Below are 12,636 nucleotides of genomic sequence, written 5' to 3' on the forward strand. Positions count from 1 at the left end.
AGCTGCTGGTCGCGAATGCCCTCCGGGCGGCGAACGCCCGCCACGCTGGGAGTTTCCTGTTTGCCATCACTGCCATACTCCGACGATCGCCGAGTCCGCAGCGAATGCGAACCGGACGCGTCGACGCCGCCCTACCCGCCGGGCGGCAGCTGGCGCGGCCCCTGCGGTCCCCGCACTTCGCGGGGCCCGCGCGGTTCGGAGAGCTCACGGTCGTGCTCGGCACCGGACGCCCCGGATGTTAAGGACGGGCGCTGGTCCCGCACTGCCTCGTCCAGGGCCGCATCGGTCTCGGCGCGCCACGGACCCGACGATTCGACCCACCGAGGACCATCCGCGGTGCCCGTCGCCGCAGGGGCAGGCCCGGCAGGCAGCTCACCGTTGTCCTCGGTGTGAATCACCATCTTGCGCGTTCGCTTGAAACTGAAGTGGATTTCCTCGGTGTCCTCGATGACCTGCCGTGCCACCCGCAGCGGCTTGGTCGTCGTGTCGATGGCAGTGGCGACGATCGGTGGCACAAACGGGCGGATCCAGCGGACAGCCGTCTTGGCGACGTCCGGAATGATCGGGATGGACGGCAAACCGCCCTGGCTGCGAGGTTCGACCGCACCGCCTGATGGCGCCTGCACGGGCAGGTTCTCCCGCTCTGTCACAGCCGTATCCTCCCCGCTGGTCGTCACGCCCGCATTCTCACCGATGCCGGGTATCGGCATCGTCGTCCAGCTCGCGGCTTCGGCCTCGGCGGCGATCGGCAGGTAAAGATCGTGGTCCATCACCTCGAGCCGATGGCGCTGCGTTGCGCGCGTCATCGGCTCGAACACGGGCATCGGCTCGGTCCCCATCGCAGGCTCGAGCGCCTCCATGACCCGCCTGCGCTGCCGCTCACGGTCGATCTCGGTCTGTGCCGCCACCCCCAGGCGCGCACTGGCCAACTGCTGCTCAGCCCAGATGGCGTCGGCGGCGGCGCGCAGCTCGGCACGTTTCACCGCGATCGCGGTGTCCGCGTCCAGGCGCGCGCGCTCACGCTCGGCGCGCGCCGCGACACCGCGGTCCTGAGTCGTCTCGCCGCGCCACAGTTTGAGGATCAGCGGCAACAGGCTCAGCAGGGCGAACACCCCGATCAGCAGCAGCCGCAGTGCCAGCGCACCCGGATCGTGCAGCGTGTGGTCATTCATCGCCACCCAGCGCGCGCCGAGTCCGCGATCGGCATCGGCTATGGCGGCATCACGCGCCCGAGCCACGGCCGACTCCTCGTCGGCGATCTGGGCATCCAGGGCGGGTGCGCGGACGGCCCGCGCATCCAGCGCGGCGTCGAGTTCGCCTTGCGTGTCCGCCAGGTACTCGTTGGCCGTCCGGCTTTCGGGTCCGGCACCGGGCACGCCGGTGATGCGCGTCGACGGGCAGGCGGGTGAAGGGTTGTACTCGCAGCGCGCCACCACCAGCGCCTCCTCCCGGTTCGCACGGGCCCGCTCCACCGCGTCGTCGAGCGCGCTCCGCTCCGCTCGGGTCCTGTCCAGGTAGGCCGAGGCCTGCACGAAGGCGGGCGCCGTATCGGCGCTTCGAGCCGCCCGCACGTCGAGTTGGCGGTCTATGGGACCGGAGAAGACGACGACGGCGGCCAGTTCACCAAGCAGCCCGCCGACGACGACCGCCACCGCCGCCCGCCCACTCAGCCCTGCCCGGCTGCGCAGCGGGCCGCTGGAGATCGCGCGACTGACCGCGCCGACGAGGAGGCCGACCACGACGGTCGCCGGCACGATCGCGGCGACGGGCCAATCGGTCGACTCCGTGATCGCCACGGCAGCGATCAGCCAACCGACGACCGCGGTGAGCAGCACCACGGTTCCGGCGATGGCGTGGGTGGAGCGCTCGTGCGGTTCGCCGAGCTCGCGCGGATTCGCGCCGCCGAGCCAGATCAACCCCGCTTCGATCGGTGACCCGGCGGTAAACGGCTCCGGGTTTCTATGGGCGCACATGGGAACTCCAGACCCCTTCAGGCTTCTGCCGGTGTGATCGAGGGCGCTGGCCGCGCCCCGCCGCACGCGGGTTGGTGTTGTCGGCCAACCAGTTTCAAACCCCCTGCGGATCGCCATCACGCCGGTCCGAATACCGCGATTCTTTCACAGCCGCGCGGCGTCCGCTCCGCATGGCGATGGGCGCCACTGCGAGCGGGTCGATGAGATGCCGGCCACATTTCGGCGGACGGCAATCGATGCGGCCGCCGTCAAATGCACCCATGGGCGACACCTGTCACCGCGCTGATGGTCATCTGGCGAGTCGCGATTATCGACTTGCCGGACCACCCTCCTCCGACCTCGCCGATGCGGGACCGGGCAGCTGCTCGCCTGTAAACATCGATACTCGTTGTGCCCCAACAGATCCCGAGATTACAGTCGTTTCACCCCGACGACGTTCGCGGCGCTACTCGACGTCGCCGGCCAGGATCGCGCGGGTGCGCCCCGAAGATCGAAATCTGTTAGTGCGGCGCGCAATTCGAACAATGCCGCACCTTGGCGACGGGCAAGATCGAGGGCCGCGACGACGTCGGCACGACGGGCTTCGGATTCGGAGCGGGTGTGGGCGCGCAGCCGCAGCAGTTCGGCGTCGTAGAAGGACATGCCGATGTCTGCCGACGACTGCAGCCCGGTGTTGAGGCGGTCGCGGGCTTCGCCGAGCCGTCCCGCCGCGATCAACAGCCGCCCGAGGACCGCGTCGAAGAAGGTGGTGTACGCGTTGAATCCCAACGAAACGGCAGGTGTCGAGCAGCGCGGCCAACGTACCGGCGTGCGCCGTCGATCGTCGCGCAGGTCGGTGCCACCCAGTTGACAGCAGCGCTCGAAGTCTGCGACGGACCTGCTGTCTTGTTGGCCGTGCACGGCCGCCGAGAGGACACCCCGATCCAGACGCAGCGCCATCTCCTGACGGTCGCGATCGCGGTCTCCCGAGATCGAGATGCGGTCGAGCTGTGTGAGGACCCGGGTCAGGTAGCCGTGGGCCTCCGCGAGCGCGCCGCGACGCCGTGCCGAAACGGCGGCCTGCTGGTAGGCCGAGGCCGCCTCGCTGAATCGCTCCGCACGCGCGTGGTGGAGGCCCGCCCGCGTCCACCCGGGCGCGTGCCCAACACTCCTGCAGACAGGCCAGCTCGCGGTCTCGGAGAACGCTGGCCACCGGATACCGGTGTCGGTCTCCGCCACGAGAATCGTGGCCCGAGTTCGGCCTGACGAGCCCAGTAGCGCACCACTGGTCCTCGGCCCCCGGGTGAGTGCAACACTGAGACGCGGCACGGGTCCTGTGTCCCAGACTCTTTCGCCTCCGACCACCCGCGCTCGCGACGCGGGTGGTCGATCCCACCTCCGCACTGCGGAGGTGATCTCAGGCGAGCAGCTCGTAGTTGTCGGGGCAGTACGCGCCCACCGAGGCCACGACGATCTGGGCGGCCTGCTTGACGGTGATGTCGTTGACGGACAGGATCTCGACGGCGATGTCTTCCGGCGCGTAGCCCTCGTCCAGGGCGTCGCACACGGCATGGGCACCGGAAACCGCGGCGTCCGGATCGTCGAAGGCGATTCCGGCGTTCTCGATGTCGGCCAGGAAGGCGTCGTCGGCCGAGTAGAACGCGCCGGCGGAGCCGGAGGTGGCCAGTGCGGCGAGGCCGAGGGCGGCGCCGGTGAAAGCGGTGGCAGCGATCTTGGTGGCGAAGTGAGCAAACATTGTGGATTCCTTCGTGATGTCGGGGTGGGATCCGACTTTCCTGTCGGTGACATCAGAATCCGATGCGCGTCTTGAAGGATTCTTCAAAGATTCTTGGCGCTGGCAGCCGCCCGTACCACGGCCCTTCTCAAGCGTATTCCATCCACCATTTGTGCAGGTCGTCGAGGTTGTCGCCGACTACGTCGGCGAGCAGCAGGTTGGACTCGACCGTCCACACCACATCGGGCTTGTCGTTGTAGGTACCACAGGCGATCCGGCCCGCCGCATCGTCTTCGGGCAGGTTTGAGCGCCACCGGGTGGGCGAGTCGTTCGTGAAGCCTGGGCAACGCAGCAGTTGCTGATATGCCCCGATCGACCGTTGGAATCCGTCGTTCAGGGCGCCCCGGTCCGGAAACAGCGAGTAGAGCGCCGCCGTCGGACCGCCGGCGATTTCGCCGGGTCCGCACTCCACGGTGGCCAGCGCGCCGCTTGCGACAGTACGGGCCGGCTTGCATGCGGTCCGTCCGTAACCACGGGGCAGCAGTCCGAGGAGCTTGTCGTTAGATGCCTCGGCAGCGTCCTGGGCTGGCGACGTGATCGACGTCGTTTCGACGGTGGACGTGACGGGTCCCGGCCCAGACCCGGATGTCGACGATTCGTTGTTGACCGCCCAGAAGACGCCGACTCCGCCGAGCACGACGGCGAATGCCCCGCCCGCGGCGGCGACAGGAACCCACAGATTACGTTTACGCGCACCGGCTTTGGGCGACGGGGCCGACGCAGCGGCGGCCTGCGCCGAGTCTTCGGCCTGTCCGGGCGGCGGTGTGTAGAAGCCCGCCATGGGTCGTGGTCCCGATGGCCGGGTCGGCGTCGCAATGGGCATGGGTGGCGGGGTGGGATGGCCCACCTGAGCCGGCGGGGTCGGGTATGCGACAGGCATGGGCGGCGGGGTCGGATGCGCCGCTGGCGGTGGAGACGGCGGGGTTGGATGCGTGACGGGTGCCGGGGCGGGCGGGGTGGGATAGGCCGGCCGACCACCGGCAGCCAGCCCGGGGCCGGTCTTGCCAGGAAATGTCGCGGCCTCGCTGCGCTGCAGGATGGTCGCCGCCTGATTCTGGTCTCGGGCCGTCAGCGCATCGTTGGCCGCCTGAGCCAGACCACCGGCAGCGGCATAGCGCTCGTCGGGCTTCTTGGCCATACCCCGCGCGATCACCTCGTCGAATGCGCGGGGGATGCCCGGCCGAAGGTCGCTGGGCCGCGGCGGCGGCTGCATCAGGTGGGCGGTGATGACCACGCTGACACTGTCACCTGGATAGGGCTGCGCCCCCACCAGACACTCGTGCAGTACACAGGCCAGCGCGTAGACGTCGACCCGGTAGGTCACCTCGTCGGTGGTGAACCGCTCCGGTGCCATGTAGGCGTAGGTCCCCACCGCGGTCCCGAGTTCGGTCAGCTTCTCATCGTTGGCCGCGTTGGCGATGCCGAAGTCCACCAGATAGGCGAAGTCGTCGCCGGTGATCAGGATGTTCTCGGGCTTGACGTCGCGATGGACCACGCCGACCTCGTGCGCGGCGTCGAGCGCGGAGGCGATCTGACGAACGATCGCCACCGCTCTGGCCGGCGGCATCGGGCCGGACCGCTTCAACACCTTGCGAAGGTCGGTGCCGTTGATCATCCGCATCTCGACGAACAGCAGCCCGTCGACCTCGCCGTAGTCATGGATCGGCACCACATGCGGCTCCTGCAGCCGACCGGCGGAATGGGCCTCCCGATGCAGCCGCGCGCGGAACACCGGGTCGTCGGACATCGCCTCGGGCAATAGCTTCAGCGCGACGATGCGGTCCTTCACGGTGTCCTCGGCCTCGTAGACCTCACCCATGCCGCCCTTGCCGATCAACCGCTTCAGGTGATAGCGGCCGATTCGGGAACCGACCCGCGATTCCCGCTCGGTATCACCCATCCGCCACACCTCCGGTGCTCGCTCAGCTAACACACCCTAATGCCTTTACGGCCTGCTCACAGGGGGAATGTTCGACGGCGACGGGGCATGGCGACCCGCGTTTCACATCAGGATGGCGCCGACGTCAATTCCCGTGGTCGCTGGGTCCGAACCGCGGAGCCGCTAGGCGCGCGATCGGATCTCGAACGTGAATTCATGATCGCAGATGCGGATTCGGTCGCCGTCGTTGAGCGCAACGGGACCGTGTATCCGCTGGTGTTGGACGTACACTCCGTTAGCCGAACGGGTGTCGAAGATGACGAAGTTAGTGCCGGTGTCGATGATCGCGGCGTGGTGTCGGCTGACGTTGGAATCGTCGAGGACGATGTCGTTCTCGTTGAGCCGTCCGATGCGCGTCGCGGCCGCCCGCAACGGGTGGCTTTGCCCGTCGTCACCACGCAACTGCGCAACGGCGGAGTTGGCGCTGACCGCCGTCCGCTGCTCGATGCGGGTAATGGTGCTGATGGCGGCGGTCCGGGCCGCATGCTTCACGTTCAACGGCTCCTGACGCAGGATCCGCTCGTAGAGCGCTCGGACGGTGGGTCCCGGATCGATCCCGAGATCGTCGGCGAGTGTGGTCTTCAGTCTCCGGTATGCCTCGAGTGCGTCGGACTGTCGCTCGGCCAGATAGTAGGCGGTGACCAGCTGAGCCCATAGCGGCTCGTGGTACGGGTGTTCGGCGGTCAGGACCTCCAGCTCGCCAGTGACGGCATAGCCACGCCCACAAGCGATTTCGCATTCCGCGTAGGCGGTGTGCACAACCAGTTTGTCCTCGGCGAGCGCGGCGGCGTACGCATCGGCGAACTGGAAATCCCTGCGCAGATCGTCGAGCGCAGGCGCGCGCCATTCGGCGAGCGAGGCCGACAGGTGGCGACTGGCCTGCTCGAATCGGCCGGCCGCCGCCGCCTGCACCCCCGCCGCCTTCTCGGCGACGAAACGCGAGATGTCCACGGCGGTTTCGCCGACGGTGAACCGATATCCCGGCGGCACCCTCGCCACATGTGCTCGCGAGTCGGTGCCCGCATTGTCGAGGATCTTGCGCAGGTTGGAGATGTAGGAATGCAGGCTTGCCTGCGCCCCGGGCGGCGGCGACTGCTCCCACACCGCATCGACCAGGGCCTGCGTGGCGACCGGCTTGTTGCGGTTGATCACCAGCACGGCCAGCACGGCCCGTTGCTTGGGCGTGCCCAGTACCAGCGGTGTTCCGTCGACCGTCACCTGCAACGGCCCGAGCACACCGACGTCGAGCGCATTCTCCGCCATCGGGCCTATTTGACCCCCACAGAGCGCGAAGGCGCAAGATTTCGGCGTGGCACTCAGGCCGCGGGGGCGTCAAGGTTTCGCCAAGAACCTGCCAAGAGCGCGGCGTCATTCTCTGACTGTCAGCAACAGCAAACCCCCTCACAAGGAGCACCACATGTTCAGTCACGTCCGCAACTTCGTCCGCATGGCAACCGGCACCGCAGTGCTCGCCTCGGCACTCGGGTTGGCCGCATTCGGCAGCGCCGGCACCGCGAACGCCGCCGTGTGCTGGGAGCAGTACTCCGACGGCAGCTACTTCTACTACTACTGCTAGTCAACGCGCACCACGGTCCGGGCGTCGCCACCGGGACGACCACACCCCGCGACGACTTCGCCGTCGCAGGGTGTGGGTGTCGATCGGCAGCCCGGCCTGCCACTGTCCTATCGAATGGTGTTCTCCACCAGCTTTTCCGGGCCGATGGTAGGCGTATGCTGCTGTGCGGCAAGGCAGAACGCGATCAATCCCGCGGACACCTCACGGATCACCTGCTCGGCCTCCGACCACGTCGGCTGGAAGCTGCTGCCGCATTCGATGCAAAAGCCGTATACCTTCGCCCTCGCGTGATCGGCGAAATGGCGACTGAACGCGTAGTCGTCACTGGCACCCGAGGTCGGGTACAGCCCGTAGGCCTGCTCGGCGCCGTACCTGCCGCCCCGCACCCCCGCGATCGCATCATCCAGCACGGTGCTCAGCGCGACCACGTTGTCGAGGTCAGGCTGCGGGATGTACTCCCGGTAGACCGCGTCGTTACGTCGGCCACGCACCCCGTCGAACGCATCGTTGCCGAAATTCTGGGCGCACTCCGTCGTCTGGTTCTGGTCACTGCCCCAGCTGTGCAGTATCACCGGGACCGCACTGTGCACATCGACGAGCCAACGGATCAGGGGGTCGCCGTCCAGCAGGGACACCACGTTGCGGGTCTCCGGCTCGGATGCCGGTGACGGACCCCGGTACACGTCGTGGTCGCACGGGTCGGCGGAGGTCCGCACGCCCGAATCGGGTGCGAACTTCGCCGAATGGTCCCACAGGAAGTCGAAGTTCCGGTTGAGGTCTACACCGATGCAGCCGCCGTCGTTGCGGCGACGGTTCTTGCGCCACATCGGTTCCGAAGTCTGGCTGAACCGACGCCCGTCCGGATTCACGCAGGCGTAGATGTACAGGTTCAAGGTCTCCACCAGCCTGCGGATGTCGCCGACACCGAAACTCAGGCCGCCGTAACGCAATCCGGTACCCCGGTCGTATGCCTCGAGCAGGTCGGCCGCAAGCGAGACGAGCGCGTCGGGCGGAACCCATTCCCGGGCATGCATGCCGCCGAGCAGCAGCACGCCGGGCGCATCGGCCGGGGCCGAGCCGATACGCAGTACGACACCCTCGCGGCCCTCATGGGTGCGGTTCGGCACATCGACCAACGTCGCCGCCGTCGGGTATGCGGATGCGAGATTCTGTAGCGCAGAATCGATCTCGTCGACATTGAGGTAAGTCACCGCGTCACTCCTTCTCACCCAGCCCGCGCGGGATGGCGCCCCGTACGGCGTAGCGATTGCCCTCGGCGACTTCGCCTTGGCGTTGCAAACCCGCCTCGGTCGCGTTCTCGAGGACCCGCACAGCTGCCCCGCCCGCGGCTCGCGACCCGCGGGCCGCGTCGATCTGCGACTCCGACAGATATGCGTTCACCACCAGTTCGTCACCCCTGCGCCGCACGATCGGACGACATCCCAAATCGGGCTGGATCTCGTCGGTGAGCGCCTTCAATTCGTCCGTCGTGGCCGCGGTGATCTCCACGTGGAACACCGGCTCCGTCATCTCGTTGCACCACCCGTCGCTTCGTCGTCAATCACTGAGCACCGACGTGCCGACCGGGTCAAACCGATTGTCGCGCACGCTCTTTGCCTGCAGCACCGCCTCGTGGGCGTTGACCCGGCCGAACCCGTAATCGTCGTTGTGCCCGTCCGCGTCGTAACCCACGCCCCCGATCTTGTCGGCCGATTCGCGCATGATGCGGCGCAGCTCGTCGCGGGTCAACGCGGTATCGACCGACAGCGCCAACGCGGCGCATCCCGCCGCACACGGCGCGGCGAAGCTGGTACCGGTGCTGGTGCCGTAGCCACCGTTGCCTTTGGTGCTGAACACATCGACACCGGGTGCGATGAGCTCCACCTCGGGACCGCGGGCGGCGTTGTCCTCACGGTCGTTGCGATCCGACCGGACGACGGCGATGACGTCGCGATGCGACACCACCTCATCCTTGAGCACATCGACGTTGCGGCCGTTGCTGGCCGCCCAGAAGATGGCGAGCCCGCGTCCACCGCGGCCGTTCACCGCCGCGAACTGCAGCGCCAACTCCAGGGTCTGGGTCAGTTGCCACACGGCGACGTTCGGCCCGAGGCTGGACACCAGGATGTCGGCGCCGGCGGTGGCGCTGGCACCCGCCACCTCCGTCGACGGATCCGCGGCGTAGGCCACCGCGCGGGCAAGCGTCGTCTGCGTGCCGACCTGGTCGCCCAGGCAGGCGATGAGCAGCAGCTCGCATTCCGGTGCAGCTCCGCATCCACCGACGCCGTTGTCGTGGCGGGCGCCTACCATCCCGGCGCAGAACGTGCCGTGGTCGCTGTTCGGCATACCGGCCGTCCCCTGCACGAAGACGGGCGGATCGGCGCCCGCGTCCTCGAAGAACCCCGAGTCGGTGACGATCCCCGCCGCGAGATCCTCATGGGACGGGTTGAATCCGTTGTCTATCACCGCGACTCGTACACCGGCTCCGCGACTGAGCTCCCACGCCTCTTCGGCCCTGACGTCAGCGCCGGCGACGCCACCGCCCTGCCCGGTGTTCGCCCACTGCCACTGCTCGCCGAAGCGAGGATCGGTCGGGGTGAAGCGCGCCGGAATGTGTTCGATGAAGGCGGGTTCGGCGAAGACGAACCGCGGATCGTCGTGCAGACGCACCGAGGCGGCCAGGGAGTCCTCGCCCGCCTGTGCATCCACCTCGAACAGGTTGGGCGCGAAGCGGAGTTCGTTGCGCACCGTCAGACCCGCGTCGGCCAGCGCCCGCTGCGCCTCGGCTGCTGACAGGTCCTCGCTGAGTTGGACGTTGAGACGCTGGGTCGCGACCGCGACGGTGCCGTCGGGCTGACGAACGACCCGGCCGACCTGGTCGGTGTCGTGCACTGCCGCCCCCTCCTCCACCGACCGTGACACGTCGGGGCTGGGCGTCACAAAGAGCCAGTTCGCGTCGCGGAAGGCCGCAAGGGTGGGATCATCGATCGTTCTCTCCGCCGTCGCGGATGGCGTCCCGAACGCGTCGGGCGTCACGCCCCGGACACCTGCGGCGACCCGAACCGCGACCACGTCCTCGAGTACGTCGACCGTCCTGAGTTCGCCTCGCGAGTAGTATTCGCGTTCCACTTCTTCCCCTCCTCAGTGATGGCCACCAGCGGGTGCTGGTGGGTGCGCTTCAGCCGTTCTGCTGAGTGTGCCGCCTGCCGGGGCTCGCAGACATGAGTAATCGCCTACCCGAGTTCTCCCAGTGGAGGTAACCGCAGTACGCGTAGGACACACACGACCACCTCGCGGAGCATCCTTCGAAGGAGGTTGCGCAGCATTCAATTTTCTGGATAGACCACCTAATAATCCCCAGTTGGAGGATCCCCATGGGCGGACCTGGTCCACCCGCGTCGGCGCGACGCTCGCGAGATCCACTTTTTTCATGCATCGCGCGGGAGCGGAGCTGCAAAGCGTCGATCTCGGCGCAGACTGGCAACTCGTGACAACTCCGTCCCGACAAACACGTCAGGCCCCCTCGAAAGGGGGCCTGACCAGCGTGGCAGGTGCAGGATTCGAACCTGCGTAGGCGTTAGCCGACGGATTTACAGTCCGCTCCCATTGGCCGCTCGGGCAACCTGCCGGGGTTGTCACACCTCGCCGTGGCCGGGGCCCCGGGTTTGGTGCGACTAGCAGGGTACAACGAGGATGGTCCCAACACGAAAACGCACCAGACCCGGGAAGGGGACGAGTCCAATGGCGGATTCATCGTTCGACGTCGTCAGCAAGGTCGATCACCAGGAAGTCGACAACGCGCTCAACCAGGCGGCCAAGGAACTGGCCACCCGTTTCGACTTCCGCGGCACCGACACCAGCATCGCCTGGAAGGGCGAGGAGGTCGTCGAGATCGTCAGCTCCACAGAGGAGCGCGCCAAGGCGGCCGTCGACGTCTTCAAGGAAAAGCTCATCCGCCGCGACATCTCGATGAAGGCCTTCGACGCCGGTGACCCGCAGGCCAGCGGTAAGACCTACAAGGTCAGCGGGTCCATCAAGCAGGGCATCAGCAGCGAGCAGGCCAAGAAAATCACCAAGCTCATCCGCGACGAGGGCCCCAAGGGCGTCAAGGCTCAGATCCAGGGCGACGAGATCCGTGTCAGCTCCAAGAAGCGCGACGACCTGCAGTCGGTCATCGCCTTGCTGAAGGGTGCCGACCTCGACGTGGCGCTGCAGTTCGTCAACTACCGGTGACGCCGGACGGCATGCGCTCCGGCGCCGCCGCCGATGATGAACAGCTGAATCGCGATGAGGTTCGTCAACTCCCGGTGAATGCCCGGGTGACGCCCATACCCTGATCGGCATGGCACCTGCGAAGCGCGAACCCAAAGTCGTCGTCCTCGGCGGAGGCTCCTGGGGCACCACCGTGGCATCGATCTGTGCGCGGCGCGGCCCGACGCTGCAGTGGGTGCGCTCCGAGGAGACCGCCAACGACATCAACGAACACCACCGCAACACCCGCTACCTCGGCAACGAGGTCGAGCTCGCGAACACCCTGCGCGCCACCACCGACTTCGTCGAGGCCGCCAACTGCGCCGACGTCGTCGTGATGGGTGTGCCATCGCACGGATTCCGGGGCGTGCTCAACGAACTCGCCGCGGAGCTGCGACCGTGGGTGCCGGTGGTCTCGTTGGTCAAGGGTCTCGAGCAGGGCACCAACAAGCGAATGAGTGAGATCGTCGATGAGGTGCTGCCCGGCCATCCGGCCGGAATCCTGGCGGGCCCGAACATCGCCCGCGAGGTCGCTGAGGGCTACGCGGCGGCGGCCGTACTCGCGATGCCCGATCAGCACCTAGCCGCCCGGCTCGCAGAGTTGTTCCGCACCAAGCGTTTCCGGACCTACACCACCGACGATGTGGTGGGTGTCGAGATCGCGGGCGCGTTGAAGAACGTATACGCGATCGCCGTCGGGATGGGCTACTCGCTGGGCATCGGGGAGAACACCCGGGCGATGGTGATGGCCCGTGCCGTGCGGGAGATGTCCAAGATGGGTGAGGCCGTCGGCGGTCACCGGGATACCTTCGCGGGCCTGGCCGGGATGGGTGACCTGATCGTCACCTGCACCAGCCAGCGCAGCCGCAACCGCCACGTGGGTGAGCAGCTCGGCGCGGGGAAACCCATCGACGAGATCATCGCGTCGATGAATCAGGTCGCCGAAGGTGTCAAGGCCTCCAGCGTGATCATGGAGTTCGCCGACCGGTACGGCATCAGCATGCCGATCGCGCGCGAGGTCGACGCCGTCATCAACCACGGCGCGACCGTCGAGGACGCCTACCACGGGCTGGTCGCCGAGACGCCGGGCCACGAGGTGCACGGCGAAGGGTTCTGACCCTCG

11 protein-coding genes and 1 tRNA gene are annotated in these 12,636 nt (G+C 67.5%); 3 read left to right on the forward strand and 9 right to left on the reverse strand.

Annotated elements, in window-relative coordinates; all coding sequences use genetic code 11:
- Positions 1-131: 131 nt before the first annotated feature.
- The 5 genes from ADBZ6K_RS12110 to ADBZ6K_RS12130 form a co-directional block, all read right to left on the reverse strand.
- Positions 132-1,973, reverse strand: a complete 1,842-nt coding sequence (locus ADBZ6K_RS12110; protein WP_526346870.1) for a DUF4407 domain-containing protein — start codon at positions 1,971-1,973, stop codon at positions 132-134.
- A 411-nt stretch (positions 1,974-2,384) separates the two neighbouring features.
- Positions 2,385-3,191 (reverse strand): hypothetical protein, encoded by an 807-nt coding sequence (locus ADBZ6K_RS12115; protein WP_526346872.1) that lies wholly within the window; start codon positions 3,189-3,191, stop codon positions 2,385-2,387.
- Positions 3,192-3,369: 178 nt separating this feature from the next.
- Entirely contained in the window at positions 3,370-3,708 is a 339-nt protein-coding gene (locus ADBZ6K_RS12120; protein WP_526346874.1) for a DUF732 domain-containing protein, read from the reverse strand.
- A gap of 127 nt (positions 3,709-3,835) precedes the next feature.
- Positions 3,836-5,647 carry a serine/threonine-protein kinase gene (locus ADBZ6K_RS12125; protein ID WP_526346877.1) on the reverse strand — a complete coding sequence of 604 codons (1,812 nt, stop codon included), beginning with the start codon at positions 5,645-5,647 and terminating at the stop codon, positions 3,836-3,838.
- 162 nt (positions 5,648-5,809) lie between these two features.
- Entirely contained in the window at positions 5,810-6,949 is a 1,140-nt protein-coding gene (locus tag ADBZ6K_RS12130; protein WP_526346879.1) for a BTAD domain-containing putative transcriptional regulator, read from the reverse strand.
- Between the two features lie 154 nt (positions 6,950-7,103).
- Between ADBZ6K_RS12130 and ADBZ6K_RS12135 the strand changes: the two genes are divergently transcribed.
- A complete protein-coding gene (locus ADBZ6K_RS12135; protein ID WP_526346881.1) occupies positions 7,104-7,262 on the forward strand; it encodes a hypothetical protein in 159 nt (52 codons plus the stop codon).
- Between the two features lie 107 nt (positions 7,263-7,369).
- Here the strand turns inward: ADBZ6K_RS12135 and ADBZ6K_RS12140 are convergent, their stop codons facing one another.
- The 4 genes from ADBZ6K_RS12140 to ADBZ6K_RS12155 form a co-directional block, all read right to left on the reverse strand.
- Positions 7,370-8,473, reverse strand: a complete 1,104-nt coding sequence (locus ADBZ6K_RS12140) for a M14 family metallopeptidase (protein WP_526346883.1) — start codon at positions 8,471-8,473, stop codon at positions 7,370-7,372.
- A 4-nt stretch (positions 8,474-8,477) separates the two neighbouring features.
- Positions 8,478-8,792, reverse strand: coding sequence for a hypothetical protein (locus ADBZ6K_RS12145; protein ID WP_526346885.1), 315 nt, complete (start codon positions 8,790-8,792; stop codon positions 8,478-8,480).
- Positions 8,793-8,819: 27 nt separating this feature from the next.
- Positions 8,820-10,391, reverse strand: coding sequence for a S8 family serine peptidase (locus ADBZ6K_RS12150; protein WP_526346887.1), 1,572 nt, complete (start codon positions 10,389-10,391; stop codon positions 8,820-8,822).
- Positions 10,392-10,807: 416 nt separating this feature from the next.
- Positions 10,808-10,890 (reverse strand) — tRNA-Tyr (locus ADBZ6K_RS12155).
- 113 nt (positions 10,891-11,003) lie between these two features.
- Here ADBZ6K_RS12155 and ADBZ6K_RS12160 point away from each other — a divergent pair.
- Both ADBZ6K_RS12160 and ADBZ6K_RS12165 read left to right on the forward strand, forming a co-directional pair.
- The gene (locus tag ADBZ6K_RS12160) at positions 11,004-11,495 is read left to right on the forward strand and encodes a YajQ family cyclic di-GMP-binding protein (protein ID WP_526346889.1); all 492 of its coding nucleotides are present in this window, start codon (positions 11,004-11,006) and stop codon (positions 11,493-11,495) included.
- Positions 11,496-11,604: 109 nt separating this feature from the next.
- Positions 11,605-12,630: an NAD(P)H-dependent glycerol-3-phosphate dehydrogenase gene (locus ADBZ6K_RS12165; protein ID WP_526346891.1), complete on the forward strand. Its 1,026-nt coding sequence runs from the start codon at positions 11,605-11,607 to the stop codon at positions 12,628-12,630.
- The last annotated feature ends 6 nt before the right edge of the window (positions 12,631-12,636 follow it).

Source organism: Mycobacterium sp. (assembly GCF_044223235.1).
In the GTDB taxonomy this organism is placed as follows: Bacteria; Actinomycetota; Actinomycetes; order Mycobacteriales; family Mycobacteriaceae; genus Mycobacterium.